The organism is Microvirga arvi (assembly GCF_016892765.1).
Lineage (GTDB): Bacteria > Pseudomonadota > Alphaproteobacteria > Rhizobiales > Beijerinckiaceae > Microvirga > Microvirga arvi.
The window spans coordinates 109,556-132,333 of record NZ_JAFEMD010000011.1; the positions used below are offsets into that span (position 1 = coordinate 109,556).

General features: G+C 63.6%; 24 protein-coding genes and 1 tRNA gene. 13 read left to right on the forward strand and 12 right to left on the reverse strand.

Features of this window, described 5'->3' with window-relative positions; all coding sequences use genetic code 11:
- Positions 1 to 27: 27 nt before the first annotated feature.
- Together ILT44_RS09335 and ILT44_RS09340 are read right to left on the reverse strand one after the other, a co-directional pair.
- Entirely contained in the window at positions 28 to 636 is a 609-nt protein-coding gene (locus ILT44_RS09335; protein ID WP_204239292.1) for a flavin reductase family protein, read from the reverse strand.
- 63 nt (positions 637 to 699) lie between these two features.
- Positions 700 to 1,263, reverse strand: a complete 564-nt coding sequence (locus ILT44_RS09340; protein WP_204239293.1) for a nitroreductase family protein — start codon at positions 1,261 to 1,263, stop codon at positions 700 to 702.
- Between the two features lie 287 nt (positions 1,264 to 1,550).
- On the opposite strand from ILT44_RS09340, the gene ILT44_RS09345 reads away from it, so the two are divergent.
- The 3 genes from ILT44_RS09345 to ILT44_RS09355 all read left to right on the forward strand — a co-directional run bounded on the left by ILT44_RS09345 (position 1,551) and on the right by ILT44_RS09355 (position 6,362).
- Positions 1,551 to 3,995, forward strand: coding sequence for a putative glycosyltransferase family protein (locus ILT44_RS09345; RefSeq protein WP_204239294.1), 2,445 nt, complete (start codon positions 1,551 to 1,553; stop codon positions 3,993 to 3,995).
- A gap of 19 nt (positions 3,996 to 4,014) precedes the next feature.
- Complete coding sequence (locus ILT44_RS09350) at positions 4,015 to 4,896, forward strand: RgsD C-terminal domain-containing protein (protein ID WP_204239295.1); 882 nt, start codon at positions 4,015 to 4,017, stop codon at positions 4,894 to 4,896.
- Between the two features lie 104 nt (positions 4,897 to 5,000).
- A complete protein-coding gene (locus ILT44_RS09355) occupies positions 5,001 to 6,362 on the forward strand; it encodes a CBS domain-containing protein (protein WP_204239296.1) in 1,362 nt (453 codons plus the stop codon).
- 184 nt (positions 6,363 to 6,546) lie between these two features.
- Here ILT44_RS09355 and thrS read toward each other — a convergent pair whose 3' ends face one another.
- The 3 genes from thrS to ILT44_RS09370 form a co-directional block, all read right to left on the reverse strand.
- Positions 6,547 to 8,559 carry a threonine--tRNA ligase gene (gene thrS / locus ILT44_RS09360; protein WP_204239297.1) on the reverse strand — a complete coding sequence of 671 codons (2,013 nt, stop codon included), beginning with the start codon at positions 8,557 to 8,559 and terminating at the stop codon, positions 6,547 to 6,549.
- Positions 8,560 to 8,636: 77 nt separating this feature from the next.
- On the reverse strand, positions 8,637 to 8,966 hold the full coding sequence (gene yidD, locus ILT44_RS09365; protein ID WP_204239298.1) for a membrane protein insertion efficiency factor YidD: 330 nt from the start codon (positions 8,964 to 8,966) through the stop codon (positions 8,637 to 8,639).
- On the reverse strand, positions 8,967 to 9,413 hold the full coding sequence (locus ILT44_RS09370) for an iron-sulfur cluster assembly scaffold protein (protein ID WP_204239299.1): 447 nt from the start codon (positions 9,411 to 9,413) through the stop codon (positions 8,967 to 8,969).
- A 176-nt stretch (positions 9,414 to 9,589) separates the two neighbouring features.
- Between ILT44_RS09370 and folE the strand changes: the two genes are divergently transcribed.
- The 4 genes from folE to ILT44_RS09390 all read left to right on the forward strand — a co-directional run bounded on the left by folE (position 9,590) and on the right by ILT44_RS09390 (position 13,086).
- Positions 9,590 to 10,225, forward strand: coding sequence for a GTP cyclohydrolase I FolE (folE, locus tag ILT44_RS09375; RefSeq protein ID WP_307826388.1), 636 nt, complete (start codon positions 9,590 to 9,592; stop codon positions 10,223 to 10,225).
- Positions 10,226 to 10,233: 8 nt separating this feature from the next.
- On the forward strand, positions 10,234 to 10,647 hold the full coding sequence (hisI, locus tag ILT44_RS09380) for a phosphoribosyl-AMP cyclohydrolase (RefSeq protein ID WP_204239300.1): 414 nt from the start codon (positions 10,234 to 10,236) through the stop codon (positions 10,645 to 10,647).
- A gap of 184 nt (positions 10,648 to 10,831) precedes the next feature.
- Complete coding sequence (locus tag ILT44_RS09385) at positions 10,832 to 11,986, forward strand: MFS transporter (RefSeq protein ID WP_204239301.1); 1,155 nt, start codon at positions 10,832 to 10,834, stop codon at positions 11,984 to 11,986.
- Positions 11,987 to 12,075: 89 nt separating this feature from the next.
- On the forward strand, positions 12,076 to 13,086 hold the full coding sequence (locus ILT44_RS09390; protein ID WP_204239302.1) for a patatin-like phospholipase family protein: 1,011 nt from the start codon (positions 12,076 to 12,078) through the stop codon (positions 13,084 to 13,086).
- A gap of 94 nt (positions 13,087 to 13,180) precedes the next feature.
- Here the strand turns inward: ILT44_RS09390 and ILT44_RS09395 are convergent, their stop codons facing one another.
- Positions 13,181 to 13,612, reverse strand: coding sequence for a CBS domain-containing protein (locus ILT44_RS09395; protein ID WP_204239303.1), 432 nt, complete (start codon positions 13,610 to 13,612; stop codon positions 13,181 to 13,183).
- 133 nt (positions 13,613 to 13,745) lie between these two features.
- Entirely contained in the window at positions 13,746 to 14,561 is an 816-nt protein-coding gene (locus ILT44_RS09400) for a rhomboid family intramembrane serine protease (RefSeq protein ID WP_204239304.1), read from the reverse strand.
- Positions 14,562 to 14,853: 292 nt separating this feature from the next.
- Between ILT44_RS09400 and ILT44_RS09405 the strand changes: the two genes are divergently transcribed.
- A complete protein-coding gene (locus tag ILT44_RS09405; protein WP_204239305.1) occupies positions 14,854 to 15,537 on the forward strand; it encodes a transglutaminase-like cysteine peptidase in 684 nt (227 codons plus the stop codon).
- A 68-nt stretch (positions 15,538 to 15,605) separates the two neighbouring features.
- On the opposite strand, the gene ILT44_RS09410 is transcribed toward ILT44_RS09405, so the two are convergent.
- From ILT44_RS09410 to cysE, 3 genes are all read right to left on the reverse strand, one after another.
- A complete protein-coding gene (locus ILT44_RS09410; protein ID WP_204239306.1) occupies positions 15,606 to 16,136 on the reverse strand; it encodes a gamma carbonic anhydrase family protein in 531 nt (176 codons plus the stop codon).
- Positions 16,137 to 16,196: 60 nt separating this feature from the next.
- A complete protein-coding gene (locus tag ILT44_RS09415) occupies positions 16,197 to 16,394 on the reverse strand; it encodes a DUF3126 family protein (protein WP_201752112.1) in 198 nt (65 codons plus the stop codon).
- A gap of 106 nt (positions 16,395 to 16,500) precedes the next feature.
- Positions 16,501 to 17,337: a serine O-acetyltransferase gene (gene cysE / locus ILT44_RS09420; RefSeq protein ID WP_204239307.1), complete on the reverse strand. Its 837-nt coding sequence runs from the start codon at positions 17,335 to 17,337 to the stop codon at positions 16,501 to 16,503.
- A 79-nt stretch (positions 17,338 to 17,416) separates the two neighbouring features.
- Here cysE and ILT44_RS09425 point away from each other — a divergent pair, with 79 nt between their 5' ends.
- Positions 17,417 to 18,217, forward strand: a complete 801-nt coding sequence (locus tag ILT44_RS09425; RefSeq protein WP_204239308.1) for an enoyl-CoA hydratase — start codon at positions 17,417 to 17,419, stop codon at positions 18,215 to 18,217.
- A gap of 3 nt (positions 18,218 to 18,220) precedes the next feature.
- Here the strand turns inward: ILT44_RS09425 and ILT44_RS09430 are convergent, their stop codons facing one another.
- Both ILT44_RS09430 and ILT44_RS09435 read right to left on the reverse strand, forming a co-directional pair.
- The gene (locus ILT44_RS09430) at positions 18,221 to 18,712 is read right to left on the reverse strand and encodes a class I SAM-dependent methyltransferase (protein WP_204239309.1); all 492 of its coding nucleotides are present in this window, start codon (positions 18,710 to 18,712) and stop codon (positions 18,221 to 18,223) included.
- A gap of 51 nt (positions 18,713 to 18,763) precedes the next feature.
- Positions 18,764 to 19,534 (reverse strand): alpha/beta fold hydrolase, encoded by a 771-nt coding sequence (locus ILT44_RS09435; protein ID WP_204239310.1) that lies wholly within the window; start codon positions 19,532 to 19,534, stop codon positions 18,764 to 18,766.
- Positions 19,535 to 19,744: 210 nt separating this feature from the next.
- On the opposite strand from ILT44_RS09435, the gene ILT44_RS09440 reads away from it, so the two are divergent.
- The 4 genes from ILT44_RS09440 to ILT44_RS09455 all read left to right on the forward strand — a co-directional run bounded on the left by ILT44_RS09440 (position 19,745) and on the right by ILT44_RS09455 (position 22,702).
- Positions 19,745 to 20,008 (forward strand): zinc-finger domain-containing protein, encoded by a 264-nt coding sequence (locus ILT44_RS09440; RefSeq protein WP_239468024.1) that lies wholly within the window; start codon positions 19,745 to 19,747, stop codon positions 20,006 to 20,008.
- 14 nt (positions 20,009 to 20,022) lie between these two features.
- Positions 20,023 to 21,210 carry an FAD-dependent oxidoreductase gene (locus ILT44_RS09445; protein WP_204239311.1) on the forward strand — a complete coding sequence of 396 codons (1,188 nt, stop codon included), beginning with the start codon at positions 20,023 to 20,025 and terminating at the stop codon, positions 21,208 to 21,210.
- A gap of 66 nt (positions 21,211 to 21,276) precedes the next feature.
- A tRNA-Leu gene (locus tag ILT44_RS09450) sits at positions 21,277 to 21,362 on the forward strand.
- A gap of 158 nt (positions 21,363 to 21,520) precedes the next feature.
- Entirely contained in the window at positions 21,521 to 22,702 is a 1,182-nt protein-coding gene (locus ILT44_RS09455) for a calcium-binding protein (RefSeq protein WP_204239312.1), read from the forward strand.
- Positions 22,703 to 22,778: the final 76 nt, after the last annotated feature.

The following is a 22,778-nucleotide window of genomic DNA, read 5'->3' on the forward strand; positions in this document are numbered from 1 at the left end:
CATCGAAGATTGTGGCGCTCAGGCGTCTCAGCCGCCCGGTCGCGTGATCGAAAACTTCGTTTCCGGGGTCGCCACGAAATAGTCGCGGTAGCCGGATCGGGCGATGGGGCGCATGGCGGCGGTGTCGACGAGGCCGTTCACGATGTACCGGTCGTCGATGTGGATCCCCACCACTTGGCCGATCACGAGGTAGTAGGACGGGTCGCCGCCGCCGAGGGGGTTGAGCGGCACCGTCTGGAGCCATTTGCATTCGAGTGCCGCCGGGGTTTCGGCCACACGCGGCGGCTTGACCATTCGGGAAGGCGCAGCCTTCAGGCCTGCATGCTCCATCTCGCTCTCTCCCCGCGGCAGAACTGCCGAGGTGGCGTTCATCTGCTCCCTTAAGTCGTAGGTGGCCAGATTGCAGACGAACTCCCCCGTTTCCTCGATGAAGGACAGCGCATCCTTCTTGCCCGCCGAGGAGAAAGCCACCATGGGCGGGCGCTCGGAGATCGCATTGAAGAACGAATAGGGCGAGAGGTTCATCTCCCCCTTCGCGCTCATGGCGGTGATCCAGCCGATGGGGCGCGGCGTGACGATCGCCTTGAACGGGTCGTGCGGCAGACCATGGGCGTTGGTGGAGGTTTCGTAGAACATGGTGGAGCATTTCCCGGCGAAGTGGACCCCTGTTCGCCGCAGGAGATGCGACGAACGACGAACTCAGAACCGCGTCACGATGTCGTCGAGGCTGGGCCGGTCCCGGTCGGTCGGCGTTTCCTTGGCCGTGCCGATATGGACGAAGCCTGCGATCCGCTCTTCGGGCTTCAAACCCAGGGCGTCGAGCACCCGCCGGTCGAAGGCGGCCCAGCCGCTCAGCCAGGAAGCGCCATAGCCCAGGGCCGTCGCCGCATTGAGGAGGTTCATGCAAACGGCGCCCGCGGAGAGAACCTGCTCCCAGTCCGGGATCTTCACATGCGGCACCACCCGGGACACCACCGCAACCACCAGAGGGGCATTGGCGAAGCGCTCCCGCTCGGCAGCCACCTTGTCTGCACCGGCATCGGGATTGTCCGCCTGAAAGGCCGACGCCAGCACCTCTCCCAGGCGCTGACGTCCCTCGCCTTGGATCAGGATGAAGCGCCAGGGAGCCAGCTTGCCATGATCCGGCACCCGGGAGGCGGCTCGCAGCAGGGTCTCGATCTCCTGTTGGCTCGGCCCCGGTTCGCCCAGCCAGCGCGGAGGGACGGAACGACGCTGAAGAAGGCGGGAAAGGCTTTCATTCATGGGGTCTTCATCCGGCTTGGATAATGTGGAACAATGAAGTGGATGCTCAAAGGCTGCGAGCACGGCAGGTCCTGGCCTGCCATCGTATCGCCGTCTTGCTGCGCTTGAGGAAGCGCGGGCGTTCCAAAGGCTGGCCGCTGCCACAAAAGAAACAGCAGCGGATGTATAGGGGGAGTACGGTCGTACGCCAAGCAGGTTTCAACCCTGGCGATCCTAACGGCATGCCAACGCAGGCCGAGCATGATGCCGTGGGATGAGGTGGATAGGCGAGACGCCGCTTAAAAGCAATGCAGAGATCCTTTTTCGGAGACGATCCTCATCCTTCCCCAGCCGCTTGGTCGGGGCGAGAGACGCTCATCGCCCTGGCTCTCATCCTGAGTGCCTGGGCAATTGCCGCCGCCATCTGGCCCCTGACCGGAACGGTCGTTCCGTGGGACTCGAAGAACCAGTTCTACCCGACCCTGCGTTACTTAGGCACCGCCCTGGCCCATGGGGAACTCCCCCTCTGGAACCCTTACCATTTCGGCGGCCACCCCTCGGCGGCGGATCCCCAGTCCCTCCTGTTCACCCCCACCATGCTGCTGTTCGGATGGCTCGCTCCGGAGCCTTCCATGCAGCTCTTCGACGTGGTGGTCTTCGCCCATTTCCTGCCCGGCGCCCTGGCCTTCGTGCCGTTGTTTCGCCGGCGCGGGTGGCATCCGGCCGGAGCCGTGGTGGCGGCCCTCATCTTCATGCTCGGCGGGTCCGCCACGGCGCGGCTCCAGCATACGGGCATGATCTTCAGCTACGGGTTCTTCCCCCTGGCCTTCTGGCTCCTCGAAGAGGCGCTGGACCGTCGCTCCTACCGCTACGGCGTGCTGTTCGCGCTGAGCGCCGTCATGATGGTGATCGGCCGGGATCAGGTGGCCTTCCTGAGTGCCCTGACGCTTGTCGCGGTCGCTGTCCACCGGGTCTGGACCGCTCCTCATTCCCTCTCCTATCTCGGGTCACGCCTGGGGCTTCTGCTCTCCATGGGATTGATCGGTGCCGCGCTTCTGGCCGTTCCGGTCGTCCTGACGATGCAGTTCCTGGCAACCTCGACGCGCCCTTCCTTCGGCTTCGGCGTGGCCGCCATGGGGTCCCTGCCTCCAGAGAGCTTGGCGACGATCCTCTTCGGGAACGTCTTCGGCTCCCTGCGCTGGACCTATGATTACTGGGGCCCCGACTGGCACAGCCTTGCGGAGGGGACCTGGACGGACAGAGCCACGAACTACCTGTTCATCGGCACGATCCCGGCCCTCTTCCTGATCTGGCATGGCATCGCAGGCGGGCGGCTCTTCGCCCGCGAGTTCCGGTTCTTCCTCCTGGTCGGCATCGTCGCCCTACTCTACGCGCTCGGGCGCTACACCCCTGGCTTCGAGTTCATCTTCGATCACGTGCCGGGCGTGAATCTCTACCGCAGGCCGGCGGACGCCAGTTTTCTCATCAACATCGCCCTGGCTTTCGCCGGAGGTTACCTGGTGCATCGATATACCGTGGAGGGGCTTCCGACCTGGGGCCGCGCCTCGCTCAGGCACATTCGCATGTTCCAACCCCTGCTCGCCTTGGGCGTCGTGGTCGCGGCCATCGCCAGCGCCCTCTCCTTTGCCGTCAAGGGTGGGCATGTCTCCCTGGCCCTCACCGAGATCGGTGTAAGCCTCGCGGCGGCTGCCGTTGCCATGCTGGTGATCGCGAAGATGGGCGCCGGCCCGCGCTGGCGTGAGGCCATGGCGCTCGTGCTGGTGACCCTGACGGGCGCGGAGCTGATCGGCCGTCATGCGGCCTCCGCCCTCAATGCGGAGCCGGCCGAGCGCTATACGGTGTTCACCCAGCTGCCTCCCGAGCAGTTGCAGGGTCTGCAGATCCTCAAGCGGGAACTCGCCGAGCGGAACGCCCGGGGCGAGTATCCCCGTGTCGAGATCCTGGGGCTCAAGGGCGCCTGGCAGAATGCCTCCATGGTGCTCGGGATCGAGGATATCATCGGCTACAATCCGCTGCGGCTCGCCGATTACGAGCGCGCCATCGGCCCAGGCGAGAACGCGGAGGATCCCAACCTGCGCCGTTTCCCGACCAGCTTCCGCGGCTATGAATGCGAGCTCGCGAGCCTGCTCGGACTCGACTACATCGTTCTCGACCGTCCCGCCGACAAGCTGCCCCGCCATTTCCCGCGTCTGACGGATGCCGAGGTCGTCTATGGCACCGGACGCATGTGGATCTACCGCCTGAACGCCTCCGGTCCGAGGGCCTATGTGGCGCAGCACGTGAGCCCCGTGGATTCCGAAGCCGTACTCGACCAGGACGAGTTGCCCGAGTTCAATCGCGAAACGGAAGCCCTGGTGGATCAGGAGAGCGTTCGCCTGCTCAAGGCTCACTACACTCCGGCAGGCTCCGACCAGAGCAAGGCCAAAGGCGAGGCGCGGATCGTCAGCTATCAGAGGAACTCGGTCACGCTCGAGGTCGAGAGCAGCGAGAACGGCATCCTCGTGCTCCACGACATCCATTACCCGGGCTGGGAGGCCTGGGTCGATGGCGAGCGCCGCCCGATTCTGCGCGCCAATCTCCTGTTCCGCGGCGTCGAAATCGGACCGGGGCGTCACCGCGTCGAATTCCATTTCCGTCCGATGTCCTTTGAAAACCTGGTTGCCGCGGCCTCTGGATTGGTGAAAGGCGAAGACGAGCCGATCCGGACGGCCATTGCCTCCCCGTTACAATAAGAGAGTTTTCCTTCAGCTGATGACCCGATTTTCGAAACTGCTGTTTTCGCTTCCAGGTCTGCTGGCTCTTGTGGCTGCGTCTATGGCCCCGGCCCAAACTCCCGCCGTGCCGTCCATGTCGCAGAATCCGCCTTTGATCTCCATCGGTCAGGTGACGCTGAACGCCGGAGCAGCCTTCGCCGGAAGCAATGAACCCATCCGCTCGGGCTTGGTCTGGCGGATCTACGAAGATCGCGGCGACACGGCACAGCCTGTCATCGCTGCGCGATCCAGCTCTCCTGCGCCGAGCTTCACCCTCTCTCCGGGCAACTACATCATTCATGTGGCGTATGGGTTCGCAAGCGCTTCGAAGCGGATCAGCATTCAGCGCGGCAATCTCAACGAGCGCCTGGTGATCAATGCGGGCGCCCTTCAGCTTAAAGGGGCCGTCGGCGGGAGCCCCATCCCGGCGAACCGCCTCGCCTTCTCGGTCTATGTGCCTGAAGCTCAGAACTCGGAAGGAAGGCTCGTGATCGCCGATGCCAAGGCGAACGACATGCTGCGTCTGCCAGAGGGCACCTATCATGTCGTCTCCACCTATGGCGATGCCAATGCCATCATGCGCAGCGACTTGAAGGTGGAATCCGGCCGGGTCACGGAAGCGACCCTCAACCACCGTGCGGCGACTGTTACCCTCAAGCTCGTCGCCTCGGCCGGCGGCGAGGCTTTTGCCGGCACGGCCTTCAGCGTGCTCACCCCCGGCGGCGACGTGATCCGCGAGGCGATCGGCGCCTTTCCCTCCGTGACGCTGGCGGAGGGCGAATACGTCCTGATCGCACGCCATGAGGGCAAGGTTCATACCCGCGAGTTCAAGATCGAGAGCGGTCTCGACCGGGACATCGAGGTTCTCGCCACCCGCTAAACCCTGAACCTTTCCGCCCGCGCCGCATTGACCGAAGGCCAATACCGGTCGCGCCGCGCATGAGCTCGAACTCCCAAGGCGTGACCTTGCAGGAGAGGAAGCTCATGAAAGTCGAAGAGATCATGACCCGCAACGTGCGCGTGGTGAGTCCTGACAAGACCATCCAGGAAGCGGCACGTCTCATGGATGAAATGAATGTCGGCGTCCTGCCCGTCTGCGATGGACGGCGGCTGCGCGGCATGGTGACGGACCGGGACATTACGGTCCGGGCCACGGCGGCCGGCCTGGCACCCGACACGACCCGAGTGCGGGACATCATGTCCGATAATGTGTGGTGGTGCTTCGACGACGATGACGTGAACCATATCGTCCAGCTGATGAGCGACCATCAGATCCGCCGCCTTCCCGTGGTGGATCACGATAAGCACCTTGTCGGCATCGTGGCGCTCGGGGATCTGGCGACCGACAGCGAGGAAGAGGCCTCCCGCGCCTTGCATCGCATCTCCACACCATCCGAGCCCGACCGGACCGGCACTCCCACGACCGCACGCGCCGACCAGACCCGCGGCGGCGGACAGGCCCGCCTGACCGGCGACGAGCGGCGTGAGCTGGAAAGGCGGATGCGCAACGAGGATGACGACCGGCGCCATCGCCCGCACGACTACCACGAGCAGGCTGGCAGCAGGGGCGATGATCGCTCAGGCGCCAGCCGCGGACAGTTCCGCTTCCGCGAGGAGGATGACGTGCGCGCCGCCTTCGGCAGCTTCGGCTATCCGGGTGAGGAAGGTGCCCGCAATGCCCGCATGCGCGGCGGCTTCGGCGGTGATGGGTATCAAAGCTACGGCGACGAATATGCCGGCCGCGGCTCCGCCGGCCGGGGCTATCATCCGAAGCGCTATGGCGCCTCCACGATCACCGGCGAGCGCGCTCGTCCCGGCGACGACAGCAGCGAGGACGATCGTCGCATGCAGGATCGCGAGCGTACCTGGAGCCTCGTGAACGAACGGCGGGATCACAGCAACTACGGCATGGGTCCCGGCAACACGCGCTTCGGCAACGACGCCACTGCAAGCCGAGGCGAGGTTCGCCGGGGTGAGCACCAGGGCCGTGGCCCGAAGAGCTATCAACGCTCGGATGAACGCATCCGCGAGGACATCAACGAGCGTCTGACGGACGATGCGATGATCGATGCCTCCGAGATCGACGTGCAGGTCCAGAACCGGGAGGTGACCCTCACCGGGACGGTCCGCGATCGCAACGAGAGGCGCCGGGCCGAAGATGTCGCGGAATCCGTCTCGGGCGTGACCCATGTGCAGAACAACCTGCGCGTCGGACAGCGTCAGGGAACGCATGTCACCGGCACGGAAGCCGGCGATGCAGGCGCAGCCACGGGCAATCCCGGCGTCGGCACGGCGGGAGCGAAGGCCGGCACAGCACCGGGTGACCGCCAGCGGCAGACGAGCTGAGGCCGCATATTCAACTCTGCCCTCATCCTGAGGAGCAGCCGACAGGCTGCGTCTCGAAGGAGGTTCAAGAGAGCACTAGATCCTCCTTCGAGACGGTCGCTCCGCGACCTCCTCAGGATGAGGTTCGTTCAACGAAAGCGGCGCTTTGCTGTAAAAGCGTCGCTTTCACTCGTTCAAAGAACTTTTACGCTATCGTCCGCTCGATCACGTGATGGCCGTCGAGGGTCACATGCCCTTCCGGCCCCGATACGGCCTTTGCCGCACGTTTCAGATCCGGGGTCACGGCCTCGGCCGCAAGCGCCTTCAGGGCCTCCTCGAGGGTCATGGTCTTCTGCTCGGGGCTGCCGAGGCGGCGGATGGAGACTGTTCGTTCGGCTGCCTCCTTGCGGCCCACCACCAGAAGCACCGGCACCTTCACCAGCGAGTGCTCGCGGACCTTGTAGTTGATCTTCTCGTTGCGCAGATCCGCCTCGACGCGCAGACCGGCGGCCTCGGCGGCACGCACCACTTCCATGGCATATTCATCGCCCTCGGAGGTGATGGTGGCCACCACCGCCTGCACCGGCGCGAGCCAGAGCGGGAAGTGGCCGGCGAAGTGCTCGATCAGGATGCCGGTGAACCGCTCCATCGAGCCGCAGATCGCGCGGTGCACCATGACGGGCGTCTTCTTCTGGCCGTCATGGTCGACGTAGAACGCGCCGAACCGCTCCGGCAGGTTGAAGTCCACCTGCGTGGTGCCGCACTGCCAGTCGCGGCCGATGGCATCGCGCAGCACATACTCGAACTTCGGCCCGTAGAACGCGCCCTCGCCCGGGTTGATCGCGGTCTTGATCCGCCCGCCCGACTGCTCCTCGATCTGCTTCAGGACGCGGGTCATCACGTCCTCCGCGTGGTCCCACATCTCGTCCGTGCCGACACGCTTCTCGGGCCGTGTCGAGAGTTTCACGACAATCTCCTCGAAGCCGAAATCGGCGTAAGTGGAGAGGATGAGGTCGTTGATCTTCAGGCACTCGGCAGCCAACTGTTCCTCGGTGCAGAAGATATGCGCATCGTCCTGCGTGAAGCCGCGCACGCGCATCAACCCGTGCAGTGCGCCCGACGGTTCGTAACGGTGCACGTTGCCGAACTCTGCGAGGCGCAGCGGCAGGTCGCGGTAAGACTTCAGGCCGTGCTTGAAGATCTGCACATGGCCTGGGCAGTTCATCGGCTTGATCGCAAAGACGCGATCGTCCTCGGTCTGGGTCGCGAACATGTTCTCGCGGTACCAGCCCCAGTGACCGGACGTCTCCCACAGAGCCTTGTCGAGGATCTGCGGTGCGTTGACCTCTTGGTATGTGCCCTTCAAGCGCCGGCGCATGTACGAGATCAATTCCTGGAACACCGTCCAGCCCTTCGGGTGCCAGAAGACGACGCCCGGTCCCTCCTCCTGGAAGTGAAACAGGTCCATCTCGCGGCCCAGGCGACGGTGGTCCCGCTTCTCGGCTTCCTCAAGCTGGCGGATATAGGTGTCGAGTTCCTCTTGGCTCGCCCAGGCGGTCGCGTAGATGCGGGTCAGCATCGCGTTGTTCGAGTCGCCGCGCCAATAGGCGCCCGCCACCTTCATGAGCTTGAAGGCATTGCCGATCTTGCCCGTGGAGGTCATGTGCGGGCCGCGACACAGGTCGAACCAGTCGCCCTGGGAGTAGATCTTGAGATCCTGACCTTCCGGAATCGCATCGACGAGTTCGACCTTGTAGGCCTCACCTTTTGCGGCAAAAACCTGCTTGGCCTTGTCGCGGCTCCACACTTCCTTCGTGAAAGGCTTATCGCGCGCGATGATCTCGCGCATCTTCGCTTCTATCGTCGGGAAATCCTCAGGGGTGAAGGGCTCGTTGCGGGCGAAGTCGTAATAGAAGCCGTTCTCGATCACGGGTCCGATGGTGACCTGCGTACCCGGAAAAAGCTCCTGCACGGCTTCCGCGAGCACGTGGGCGCAATCATGCCGGATCAGTTCCAGAGCGCGCGGGTCCTCGCGGTTGAGGAATTCGATCTTGGCATCCTTGGTGATCGGATCGGCGAGATCAGTGACCGTGTCGTCGAGCGCCATGGCGATTGTGCGCTTGGCCAGCGACTTGGCGATGCCTTCCACGATCTCGCGGCCGGTGATGCCGGATTCGTACTGGCGCTGCGCGCCATCGGGAAATGTCAGGGTGATCATGTCAAATCTTCTCCTGGCTCACTCCTGCCAACGGAGCAGGTAAGCGGGGCCGACGGTTTGCTGGATGAATGGCGAAATCAGCCGCCGTCAGGTTCGGCTGCCTCGCAGATGATCGGGGGAGCGTTGACGCCCCGCCAGCGACCATAGTCCCACGGCTTATACCAGGCCGCGCCCTCGGGCAACGTTTCAGGGACGATATCGAGCCCGCAGGTCCCGAACGGCCCGCAGCGGCAGATCCGAGCCAATCCCATCCAGCCCCCCGGCCAGAAGCCGTGCCGCTGGATCGCCTCGTCCATGTATTCGGAGCAGGAAGGCAGATGGCGGCACTGGCGGCCGATGAGGCCGGACAGGCTCAGCTGGTAGCCTCGAATGGCCCAATGGGCGGCCTTCTGAACGGGGCTCGGCATTTATCCCGAGCTCGCGGCGCGGCGCGCCTCGATCTGATCGATGGCCTCCACGACGGCGTCGAAAGTGAGCAGAATGGAGGCATGACGGGCCTTGTAATCCCGCAGGGGTTCCAGAACCTTCAGGTCCTGCCACTTGCCTTCGGGCGCAACGCCGTCAGCCTTGAGCAGGCGCGTTGCCGTCTCACGAACGTCACGCAACTCCTCGACCGTCGCGCCGACCACATGACGCCCCATGATCGAGGAGGAAGCCTGGCCCAGGGCACAAGCCTTAACATCGTGGGCGAAGGCCGTTACCACCTCCCCGTCAAGCTTTACGTCGACAGTTACCATAGAGCCGCAAAGCTTGGAGCGGGCGGTCGCGGATCCGTCGGCGTCGGGCAGGCGTCCCAGATGCGGAATATCGGCGGCAAGCTCGAGAATGCGACGGCTGTAGATGTCGTTCAACATAACGGATGTGACATTACGGTTGGGAATATACCCTTTAACTCTATATAAGTATCTAATACACAACGTGGTACCGCGAAAACCCGCACAGGGGTTCAAATGCCCGTGCGCGGGACAGCATAGCGATTCCGGAAGCTGCCAAGCTTCTATAAATGAAGAGTTGAGAAGGGGCTTTCGGAGTGAGTGACGTCATCAAGTCCTTGTCTGCACGATTGAATCCAGCGGCCGACAAGCCTGTTGCGTCCCCGACTCGAGAAGAGGCCGAGGCGGCGGTTCGAACCCTGCTCCGTTGGGCAGGCGATGACCCGAACCGCGAAGGCCTCCAGGATACCCCCAAGCGCGTGGCCAAGGCCTTCCGGGAATTCTATTCGGGTTATGCCGAAGATCCATCCGAGATTCTCGATAAGATCTTCAGCGAGGTCGAAGGCTACGACGACATCGTGCTCGTGCGCGACATTCCCTTCTACTCCCATTGCGAGCACCACATGGTGCCGTTCTACGGCGTGGCGCACGTGGCTTATTATCCGACCAAGGGCGTGGTCGGCCTCTCCAAGCTCGCCCGCCTCGTGGACGCCTATGCACGGCGCCTTCAGACGCAGGAATCCATGACGTCACAGATCGCAACGGCCATGGTCAAGGCGATCGAGCCGCGCGGCGTGGCGGTCATGATCGAGGCCGAGCACATGTGCATGTCCATGCGCGGCATCCAGAAGGCCGGTGCCATGACATTGACGACCCAGTTCACGGGTGTCTTCAAGAAAGATCCGGCCGAGCAGGTGCGCTTCCTCACCCTGGTACGCAACGGCAGGGGCTGAATCCCTTCATGAGCACGTCATCTCATTCGTTTCCGGCCCCGGGCTCGAAAGCCGAGCTCGAGGAAGGGGCTTTTCTGTCCCCCCGGTTCGGGGCGGACGGACTGATCACCTGCATCACGACGGATGCGGCAACGGGCGAGATCCTCATGGTCGCGCACATGAACGCGCAGGCCCTGGCGAGAACCCTGGAGACCGGCGAGGCTTGGTACTGGTCCCGCTCCCGAGGAGAACTCTGGCACAAGGGCGCGACCAGCGGGCAGATTCAGACGGTCCTGGAAATGCGCGTCGATTGCGATCAGGATGCCGTGCTCCTCAAGGTCAAGGTCGCCGGCGACGGCGGCTGCTGCCACACGGGCCGCCGTTCCTGCTTCTATCGGAAGGTCGAGACCTCCGGCGGCGAGCCCCGCCTCGTCATCGATTGATTGTGGCGCATCGTTGCTGCTGATCTCCTGTTCGGCCCGATGCATCGCTCTAATGGGCATCAGATAAATCCCTAGAATGAAATTCACTTTTGGGTCCGATGCTCCGGCAGCCCTGCCGAAATGCTGGGCTGCCGTCCTCTATGAAACGAGTGCACATTGCGGGCGTCCGCGTTAGGAACGCCCGATGACACGACGTGACCTTCTCCTCGCGCGGGTGGCGGCAAGCGCCATCTTCTTCGGCAATGGCTTCGGCATCGGAACCTGGGCAGCGCAACTGCCTCGGTTCAAGGAGTCGCTGGGACTCTCCGACGGGCAGCTCAGCCTCGGCCTTCTGGCGTTCTCCCTCGGCGCCGTGGCGCTCATGCCGGTGATCGGCTGGGCGGTCGCCTTCGTGGGAAGCCGGACGATGTCCCTGATCGCGGCCTTTTCCTTCGCCGCCGCGCTGCTCCTGCCCGGCCTTGCCCCGAGCCTGCCTCTTTTCATCGCCGCCGCCCTCGTGGCCGGAGCCTGCAACGGCACCATGGACATCGCCATGAACACCAATGCCACGGTGGTGGAGAAAGCCTGGGGCTCGGCGATCATGTCATCCTTCCATGCCTTCTTCAGCCTTGGCGGGCTGGCGGGAGCGTCGGCGTCCGGCCTTCTCATCAGCCTCGATGTCGGGATCGTCTCGACGCTTTTGGTCTCCTGTTTCGGGATGGGGCTGCTCTTCCTCGTGACAGGCTTCTGGACCATGGGCGAGACGGTAAGGGCAACGGAAGGGCACGGCTTCGCTTGGCCCAGGGGGCCTGCCATCGTCCTCGCAATGCTCGCCATGTTCTGCTTCATCGTCGAGGGCGCCGTCGTCGACTGGTCGGCGATCTATCTCCAGACCGTGGCCGGCGCGAGCCTGGAGGCTGCCGTATCGGGCTTCGCCGCGTTCTCGCTCACCATGACCGCCTGTCGTTTCATGGGCGATTTTGCCGTGCGCCACCTCGGCCGTGTCCGCACCCTGCAGCTTGGCGGAATGCTCTCGGCCTTCGGCCTTGCCCTAGCGATGGTCCTGCCGTCTCCCCTGCCCGCCTCCATCGGTTTTGCCCTTGTGGGCATCGGCTTGGCTAATACGGTGCCTGTTCTGTTCAGCACGGCGGGGCAGATGAAGGGTATTCCACCGAGCATGGGTGTCGCCATGGTGGCGACTCTGGGCTATGGCGGATTTCTGCTCGGGCCGCCTCTGATCGGCTTCGGCGGGGAAATCTTCAGCCTGCGCGCGATGCTGGGCCTGCTGATCGTCTTTGCCTTCGTCATCATCATAATGTCGCATCGGGCACTTCAGCGCTCCACTGTTCAGTTTTCTTGAACCAGTCCTAATTGAAACTTGAGGGCAGCGTTCATGCGGGTTTCATGAGAGACCGGCATGAATGGGACAGCATGCCTGGGAGTCGATCAATGTTGTGGGACGGGATTGCCCGGCGCAGCGCCGGTTCAGGGGGTGGGGGCGGAGTGACGGAGACCAAGGCGCCTGTCGAACGCGATCCTCGGACTAGGGCCCGGATCGGGCTAGCTCTGGGCGGAGGCGCGGCGCGGGGCTGGTCGCATATCGGCGTCCTCCGGGTTCTCGAGGAAGCCGGCATCATTCCAGATGTCATCGCAGGCTGCTCGATCGGCGCCGTCGTCGGAGGCTGTTATGCAGCCGGCAAGCTCGACGGACTGGAGGCCTTTGCCCTCTCCCTGACCAAGCGGCGCGTCATGGGCCTCCTCGATTTCCATTTCAGCGGAGCGGGCCTCATCGCAGGCGGGCGCCTGCAGCGTCTGCTCGACCAGGATCTGACAGACCGCAGGGTCGAGACGCTTCCGGTCAGGTTCTGCACCATCGCGACCGAACTCGTGAGTGGTCACGAGATCTGGTTGACGCGTGGCCCCCTCGTTCAAGCCATGCGGGCGTCCTACGCCCTTCCGGGCGTCTTCGATCCGGTCCTGATCGGCGGGCGCTGGCTCATGGACGGCGCCCTGGTCAACCCGATCCCGATCACGGCCGCCCGTGCGCTGGGGGCGGACATCGTCATCTGCGTCAACCTCAACGGCGAGGTGCGCGTGCGCGGCACCGTCATCCAGTCCTACGATGCCGGAACGAGCGACGAGAAGGAGATCGAGGAGGTGATCGAGGAGGCCCCGCGGCGCTGGGGCATCTTTCCGGGTCACCGGGGCGAGAAACAGCACAAGCCGAATGCGCCGGGAATGGCGACCGTGATGGTCGATGCCTTCAACATCACCCAGGACCGCATTGCCCGCTCTCGGCTCGCAGGCGATCCGCCGGACATCATGGTCGCGCCGAAGCTCGCCAAGATGGGGCTGTTCGAGTTCCACCGGGCCGAGGAATGCATAGCCCTGGGCCGGCAGGCCACGGAGCGCGCCCTGCCGGATATCCTCGAGTTGCTGCAGGAATCGCAGCCGCGGTGATCGAGAGCATCGTTCTTCGCGTAAAACCGGGGCCACTTTTCACTGACGCGGCCCTTCGGGTCACTGGCGTGGCCCTCTGGGTCCGCACGATGCGCTAGGCCGTGGCGATATACTCCTTGATTGCCTCGGCCTCGGCCTCGACCTCCTCGAGACGCTCCTTCACCACGTCTCCAATGGAGACGATGCCGACGAGGCGCCCGCCTTCGACGACCGGAACATGCCGGAATTTCTGCTGGGTCATCATCTCCATCACGTCGGGGATGGAGGTCTCCCCCGTGCACGTCAGCACCTTCTCTGTCATGAATCGGGAGACGGGCTCCTCCAAGGCCTTGGCGCCCAAGTTGGCGACCGCCCGCACGATGTCGCGTTCCGAGATGATGCCCACGACGGGCCTATGACCATCCACGATGAGAAGGGCACCTATCCTGCGCTCGGCGAGAACCTTGGCCGCCTCACTCAATGAGCGGTCCGGATCGATGGTCGTGACGTCACGACCTTTGAGCGAAAGAATGCGATTGACGATCATTGATTCCCTCCCATTGCGCGAACGGAAGGACCGTCAGCCCTCGCATCCGCTGGCTGAGTCGGGTTTCTGCCCCATGACTTTGGGCGATAACCCTACGTCAGTGAGGGAATGATCCGCGCAAACGGTGTCGGTTTCAAGCCGAGATGCGCTTGGACCGGGCTGGGAGCGGGTCAATCAGGGGGAAAAGGGCCAAGCCTGTGAGGAAGCCGCCCAAGTGCGCCTCCCAGGCGATGCTGGCATCGGTGATCCCCAGGGGCTGGACGAAGGCGAACACGTAGTTCGCGGCAAACCATATCCCGAGGAAGATCAGGACCTGCCGGTTGCGGACCATATGTCCAAGGGTTTCGCGGGGCCGCTCATGCGGCTGCGTCAGGCGCCCCTCCCAATGCCACGAAGCTGGCGCGAACATGAACCAGGATGCTCCTGCCATGAGTCCGGAAACGGCTCCGGACGCCCCGATCATCGGCAGCACCTGCAAGGGATTCATCACCGCGTAGAGAATCGCTCCGCCGATGGCGGCACCGGCGGACAGGACAAGGAACCGTCCCGCGCCGCAACGGCGGGCGATGGGTGTTCCGAAAGCCGCAAGCCAAACGCTGTTGATCAGCACATGCGCCCAGGAGCCATGCAGGAAGGCGTAGGACAACGCCGTCCAGGGCCTGCCCTCCTCGCCCTCGAGGACGTACTGCGCCAAGGCCGTCATCGGCGCGACCGTGTCCTCCGGAACGCCTTCGCGGAGCGACTTCATGACCTCCTCGACCTGGATGCCCCCGAAGGCAACGGACCAGCGGACCGGAATGACCGACCAGTCGATAATCAAGGCGAAATCCGATTCGTCGGACAACAGCAGCCGGACGGCGTGAATGCCGACCAGCGTCAGCAGGCTGAGGGTGATCACGGTCGGCAGGTTGAAGATAGGCTCACGGACGCGGGGCGGCTGGGGAGACATGTAAGACTTTTGTGTAAGGCGGCTCATAAGAATTTTCGGACCGCGGAGATTGAGAGCGTTTGCGACCTAACCCCTATTTGGCGGCTGCGTCGAGAAAAACCAACAACTTAGCAATGGCCAAGCTTACCTCAGCGGAAGCTCGCCCTTGTCTGTTTTTGCCGGTAGAATTTTTTTGTTAACCATAATGGAACCGGCCTGAGCGCGACGCGTTAACTCACCTTTTACTTTCCGCTTGAGCCCCAAATGTAACCATGTCAGTTTGGTTAAAAGAACGTTAACCGGCTGGTGGGGCATGCGGCAGGATTATTTCAAGAACGGCCTTTTCTGTGGCGCAAATGAGAAGTTGGCCGGTCCCGGCACATTCATCAAAGCAGCCCTCCTTGGATTGACTCTCCTGTTTTCAGGCGCCGCAGCACAGGCTCAGACCCTAGCGGCGCTGCCGGTTTCCAGTGCTCCGATCTCAAGCCTCGGCGTTGCCAAGCCCCTGCTCGGCTGGTCCCAGTTCTGCGAGAAGTTTCGTTCCGAGTGCGCCGTCGATGCGGCGGAGGCCAATGCGATCGACCTGACGCCCCAGGCGTGGAAGACCATCGTCTCGGTCAATCAGCGCGTGAACTCGAGCATCAAGGCCGTGACGGACGCCGACCATTTTGGCGTCGTCGACACCTGGGGCTTCCCCGATGACGGACGCGGCGATTGCGAGGATTTTCAGCTTCTCAAGCGCCGCCTGCTCGTGGAAGCCGGACTGCCCCGGCGCGCCATGCGCATGACGGTCGTGATCGACGAGCTGGGTGAAGGCCACGCGGTGCTGATGGTTCGCACCAACCGGGGCGACTTCGTCCTCGACAACAAGACCTCGTCGGTCCTCCCCTGGCACCGGACGGGCTACGTCTACATCAAGCGCGAGAGCCAGGACACGATGGGATGGGTTTCGCTGGGCGGCATCGTCTCGTCGCCGACCACCACCGCGAACCGCTGACCACAAAACCGGCGTTCAGGCGCCGGTTTCACATTCCCACCGATCGATGCTGTAGGTCTTCAGGCGGGTCAGTCGATCCGCCTCAATTTTTGGGCAAACCGCTTCCAGTTTTCCACATAATGGACGGCAGACCAGCGAAGGCGCTCGGCCGCCTCCGCATCAAGCACCCGGATGGCTTTGGCCGGAGCACCGACGATGAGGGAATTGTCGGGGAACTCTTTGCCCTCGGTGACGAGCGCATTGGCTCCTACCAGGCAATTCGCGCCGATCCTTGCGTGGTTGAGGACGGTGGCGCCCATGCCGATCAGGGAATTCTCGCCGATGGTGCAGCCATGGAGGATGGCCTTGTGGCCGATGGTGCATCCTGCGCCGACGGTCAGGGGCGCACCCATATCCGTATGAAGCAGAGCGCCTTCCTGGATGTTCGTGGCCTCGCCGATATCGATCAGTTCGTTGTCGCCCCGCAGCACGGCCCCGAACCAGATGCCGACGTCCCGTCCCAGACGGACCTTGCCGATCACATGGGCATCGGGAGCGATCCAGAAACGGTCAGGCTCGGGAAGGATCGGTGCGGTGTCGTCGAGGCTGTAGATCGGCATCGAGGTTCCAGCAGAGAAAAAGCAGCAGAACCTTGGGAAAGGTCTGCTGCGAAAAGGCGCCTAGTCCTCGAGATCCGTATCGAGGATGGCCATGGTGAAGTTGAAGGATCGGTCTCCATCCTCATCGTCGACGAAGAGAACGCCGACGAATTCCTCACCGATGTAAACTTCCGCCGAATCGGTCTTCTTGGGCCGACCGACGACGCGGATCGAGTGGTTCGCAAAGGTCTGACGCAGGTAGCGCTCGACTTTAGCCATCTCGTTTTTTTCCACTACAGGTCCTTTCTAGCTGTCACGGTTGCTGCAATTGCCATGCCGGGCAAACGCGGGCAAGCGGCGTTGGGTCCAGGACAGAAGCCTTCCCTCAGATTCCGTCCATGTCGGAGAAGCAATGGTCCATGGAGCGCGCCGGCTCCTCGCACCCGGCCGTGCCGACGACCTTTGCCGGGACGCCGGCGACCGTGGCATTGTGGGGGACGGGCTTCAGCACGACGGATCCGGCGGCGATTCTCGCGCAATGGCCAACCTCGATATTGCCGAGGATCTTGGCGCCCGCGCCGATAAGCACGCCATGACGGATCTTGGGATGCCGGTCGCCCCGCTCCTTGCCTGTTCCACCGAGCGTTACGTCCTGGAGCATGGAGACGTTGTCCTCGATGACGGCGGTGGCGCCCACGACGAGCCCGGTGGCGTGATCGAGGAAGATGCCCCGGCCGATGCGGGCCGCCGGATGGATGTCGGTCTGGAACGTCTCGGAGGAGCGGCTCTGGAGATAGAGGGCGAAATCCTGCCGCCCCCTCTTCCACAGCCAGTGCGCCAGGCGGTGGGTCTGAATGGCATGGAAGCCCTTGAAGTAGAGCACCGGCTCCATGGCTCGGGTGACGACCGGATCCCGGTCGAGCACGGCACTGATATCGGCTCTCATGGCCACGCCGATGCCGTGGTCATGCTCCACGGCCTCAAGGAAGATCTGCTCGATGATGTCGGCAGGAATGGCGGAATGCCCCAGCCGCGAGGCCACCCGATGAATGACCGCCGCCTCCAGGCTCGCATGATGCAGGATGGCGCTGAGAATGAAGCCGGCAATCGCCGGTTCGGCCTGGACCACGGCCTCGGCTTCGCAGCGAAGGCGGTCCCAGATCGGATCAACCTTCCCAGCCACGGCGTCCGGGACTCCCGGCTTCAGGCGCGTCTGTGTCATGATAGTCTCCTGCCGGCTTCGATATCGCCTTGAGCAAAGATAAGAAGCTTCGGCCCCTTACCACAGATCCAGACGAGCCATGACCTACTCTTTTTCGCCGGCGACGTCCAAGCTTGTCGTTTCCTTGAGCGACAACATTGCGACCGTGACCATCGACAACGTCCGCAAGCACAACGCGGTGGACCTGGAGATGTGGAAGGCCTTTCCGGCGCTCATGGAGGCTCTCGGCCAGGACTCCCAAGTCCGGGTGATCGTCCTGAGGGGCGCAGGACAGGAATCCTTCGCCTCCGGTGCGGACATCGCCGAATTCGCGACGGTGCGTGCCGATGCCGAGGGCGGGCGCCTCTATGAGGCTGCCAACGAGACGGCCTTCTGGGCCATCGCCCATTGCCCCAAGCCCGTCATTGCCATGATCCGCGGCTTCTGCCTCGGCGGCGGTTTCGGCCTTGCCCTCTCCTGCGATCTGCGCGTGGCCTCCGAGAACGCCGTCTTCGGCATTCCGGCAGCGCGACTGGGCGTCGGGTACCCTCCCGGCGCCATGAGGCTCGTGACGGCCGCCGTGGGCGCGCCGGCCGCAAAAGACTTGTTCTTCACGGCGCGCCGCATCGGCGCCCAGGAGGCGCATCGCCTTGGTGTCGTGCAGCGGCTGGTTCCGGACGGCGAACTTGAGGCGGTCACGCGAACGCTCGCAGAAGCCATCGCGGAGAACGCACCCCTCACGATCAAGGCCGCCAAGGCGGCTATCGACGAAGCGGTCGGCGCAGGTCACCCCCATGCCGATCCTGTCGCTCTCGCCGATCAGTGCTTCGACAGCGCGGATGCGGTGGAGGGGCGCGAGGCGTTCCTGGAGAAGCGCCGACCGGCCTTTATCGGGCGATGATCGTCAGTCCTCGCGCCGGTATACGAAGTAGCGCCCCTCGGGCACATTCGTCCGAGAGGTAATGTCCCGGCAGGCAGGCATGCTGAAGGCGCGGTCTCCCAGGAGGAGCGCTCCCGGCTGGAGGAGAGCCTCAAGCAAGGGCGAGAGGCGCAAGGCCAGGCTGCGGTTCGCCGCCTCGTTCCCTGAGCCGATATCGATGTGAATCAGGGCCGCAGCACCACGTCCGTGACGCTCGATAAAGGCCGGCAGGGTGTCGAAGAGATCGCCGACGAGCAGGTACCCTTCGGGCGGGTAGCAATCGGGATGAGCCGACGGAGACCGCTCGAACGCGTAGATCTCACGCCCCGGCAGCCGGTCGCGGAGGTGATCGTAAGTGCGCCCGTTGCCCAGGCCGAGTTCGAGCACGAGCCCGGTCGGGCCGATGGCCTGCGTGGCCCAGTTCAGGAGATCGCGCTGCGCCGTCAACCGCCGGATGGCACTGTCGAGTCTGGTCATATCCCCTCCTGCTTCTACGAAGTGGGAGGGGATAGCGGGTAAATCAACGGCTCAGGTTCGCGGCTGCTGGGCCAGGAAATCCAGCACGCCCTGCTTGTGAACCTTGTCGCCTACGGCCAGGTTGTGGTCGCGCCCTGGAATGTCGAGCGCCGTTGCGTTCGGGATTAGCTTCGCGAGTTCCGGCCCTGAGCCCGACACGTCGTCCTTGGTGCCGACCGAGACCAGGGTCGGCAGCGTGATGGAGGCGACCTCTTCCGGCGTCAGCACCTGCCGCGACCCGCGGATGCAGGCGGCCAAGGCCTTGAGGTCGCTCCCCGTCTGCTCCGCGAAAGCCCGGAACATGCGCTGCATGGGGTCGGTCAGCTCGTCGAGGGAGCGGACCTCCATGGCATCGGCGATCCCGAGCGGCAGTCCGACGCCTTCGACGAGATGGATTCCCAGGCCGCCGAGAAGCATGGAGCGCATCCGCTCCGGGGCGATGAGCGCCATATGGGCCGTGATCCGTGCGCCCATGGAATAGCCCATCACATCGGCCTTCCCGATGCCGAGGTGATCGAGAAGCCGGCAGCCATCCTCCGCCATCCGGTAGGAATTGTAGGCCGCCGGGTCGTAGAGCTTCTCGCTCTGCCCATGTCCCCGATTGTCGAAGGCGACGACCCGGTATCCGGCACGCGTCAGGGTCTTCACCCAGAGCGTGTTGACCCAGTTGACCGCATGGTTCGAGGCAAAGCCATGGATGAGCAGAATCGGATCGCCCTGCCCCTCATGGGGCGGCACGTCGATATAGGCGATGCTCACGCCCTCGGAATTGAAATAGCGCATCGGACCTGTTGAAGTTGGAATTCAAGGGGAAGCTGGGCGCAACCTAGCGCATCGTGCGGAAAAGTGGACCCGGTTTTCCCGCAAAGAGCGATGCGCCGGCATAAAGCGTAAGCACCCGTGGCGCCGGATGCAATCGGCGGAAATTTGCTCTAGGCGCATGGGCATTCGGCCATTATGGTGCGCGCGAATTCCACCGCTTCAGAGCAGGCAATGGCTGACAAAGGCACTCCCCACTTCCACAACGATCCGGGCGTTCCCGTCATTCACGTGGGCTCGAAGGAGTTCATGTGCATCGGAGCGACGCCTCCCTTCGATCATCCCCATGTCTTCATCGACATGGGCTATGACACCGAGACGATCTGCTCCTACTGCTCGACCCTCTTCAAGTACGACCCCTCCCTGAAGGCCGATGAGGCCCGCCCGGCCGAGTGCGTGTGGGAGCCCGATTTCGCGACCTCACCCGCCTCGCGCTAAGTTTCTTTCGCTAAGTGCCGAATCTCTCGATTGCGATTGTCGGCGCCGGCATCGGCGGCCTGACGGCGGCTCTGGCCTTGGCCCGACAGGGCCACTCAGTGACGCTGATCGAACGCCGGACCGGCTTCAGCGAGGTCGGGGCCGGCCTGCAGCTCTCACCCAACGCCAGCCGGATCCTCATCAAGCTCGGGCTCGGACCGGCGCTCCGTCGTGTGGTGACGGAGCCGGAGCGCGTGGTCGTTCGCTCTATCCGCTCGGGAAAGCCCATTGGCGAGGTCGCCCTCTGCTCCTTCATGCGCGAGCGGTTCGAGGCACCTTACTGGGTGGTGCACCGGGCCGATCTCCAGACGATCCTGCTCGATGCCGTTCGCTCCGAACCGTCGATCCGCCTCGTCATGGGACGCAATGTGGAGGCTGTGGAGAGCAGTTCATCCCAGGCCTCCCTCGCTTGGGTTTCCGCCAGCGGTGCGCGGGAGACCCTCACTGCCGATGTGATCGTCGGTGCCGACGGTGTGTGGTCGAAGGTCAGGCAGGCTCTGGGCGAGAGCAGGTTGCCCATCTATCGCGGCAGCATCGCCTGGCGCGCCACTCTGGAGCGCGGGGCAACCCCGGCCGAGCTCGCGGGCGACGAGACCGGGCTCTGGCTCGGGCCGCGGGGCCACGTAGTGCACTATCCCATCGCGGGCGGCAGGCTCGTCAACGTCGTCGCCATCGAGAGAAGCCCCACCCCTGTGGAGGGCTGGGCCGCCCCGGGCCGGCGTGAGGATCTCATCGCCCGCTATGCCTCGTCCGCCCCTGCCCTGCGCGCGCTCCTTGCCCAGCCGCAGGAATGGCTGCGCTGGTCGCTGTTCGACCATCCGGCCGAGCGCCTCGCCAGCGGCAGGATCGCCCTCCTCGGCGACGCCGCCCATCCGGTCCTGCCCTTCCTCGCCCAAGGTGCGGCCATGGCCATCGAGGATGCGGCCACACTCGCCTTCCTCCTGCGTCAGGAGCAGCCCGACATCCCCCAGGTTCTCTCGGCCTATGAGGAGCAGCGCCTTGGGCGCGCAACCCGTGTGCAGAAGGAGGCCCGCACGAACGGGCGCATCTATCATGCGGGCCCCCTGGTCGCGTTCGGGCGCGATAGGGTCATGCGCCATCTCGGGCCGGAGGGCATGACCAAGCGCTACGACTGGCTCTACGGTTTCCGCACTCCCGAATGATATAGGATCCAGGCGCACGCTTTGACTTGCGCTCGGGCGCAGGGCCCGATAACCCTCGTTTCCTATGCGGACGTGGCGAAACCGGTAGACGCAAGGGACTTAAAATCCCTCGGGCCTTGCCCGTGCGGGTTCGACCCCCGCCGTCCGCACCATTGCAGCTTCACAGCCAAGCGCACAATCCCACCGGCTGCGGCAATGGCACCTCAGGAAACTCGGGCATTCTCCGGAACGGCAAAGCCGTCAGCAATGTTGATGATGGATAACACAGGAAGAGCCTGACAGCGGCTCGATCCTTAGTAAGGAGTTACCCATGCCGTCCGTCATCGCCATTGAAGCCAAGCCTGTTGATGTCCAGGGAATAGACAGCGACTTCCTTCATCTCTACCTCGTCAAGACGGTCACGGACGAACAGGGTCGTGTCATTTCCGAAAAGGTGATCCGAGGCACTGCAGGATCGAATGGAGACCTTGAGACACTAGCCGATGCCAATCTGGCCACCTCGCCTGACCGGAGAGGCTCCGACACTCCCCAGGAGAGACACCGCGAGGTCCTCGATCTCGGCACCAGAGACGCCGATGCCGTCTGGCAGATCATGGTCCAGCATGCCAACAACATCGAGAGAGCGGATCTGGACTACAGCGTCGACATCCTTCAGCGATTTCCGGGCGGTGACCTGAACAGCAACTCCGTTGTCGCGTCTGTGCTCCATTCGGCGGGCCTGAACTTGACGACAAGCTTCCCCGATGGCGTGAGCCGGTCCGACGCTCCCCTTTATGGCCAGCTGCAGTACATGAACGTGGACGACGCGCTCTTCGGAACAGCGACCAGGGACCGGATTTTCGGTGGCATCGGGAACGACCGGATCAACGGCGGAGGGGAAAACGATCGACTTTACGGGGAAGCTGGCAATGACCGGCTTAGCGGCAGTCTCGGCAACGACGCTTTGTTCGGTGGCGACGGCAACGACATTCTGGATGGCGGTTCCGGCAATGACGCTCTCACTGGCGGGAATGGCAACGACCATCTAAACGGCAGCTCCGGCAACGATGCTCTTAAGGGCGAAGGCGGCAACGACCGTCTGTACGGAGGCTCCGGTGACGACGCTTTAAGTGGTGGGAGCGGCAACGACCGCCTTTATGGCCAGTCAGGCGCAGACATTCTTCGCGGCGGTTCGGGACAGGACGTCTTCGTCTTCGGTTCGATCCCGAATGGCCCGGCAGGCGTAGACACCATCCGGGACTTCTCGGTTGCCGGTGACACCTTCCTGCTGAACAACAATACGTTTACGGGTCTAGGACGCGCGGGCCAGCTGAAGGCCTCGGCCTTCTGGACGGGAACGCAGGCACATGACGCAAGCGACCGCATCATCTACGACCGCAGCAACGGTGTCCTCTACTACGATCAGGACGGCATCGGCGCGGCAGAGCAGGTCGTCGTGGTCAAACTCTCCACGGGGCTGAGGATGACGAACTTGGATATTCTCGTCGTCTAAGAGGCTGACTCAAAAAGACTTGTGGTCTTTCAGGGTCTTGCGAGCCGTCTTGTCAGCATCCGGATATGAGCGATGA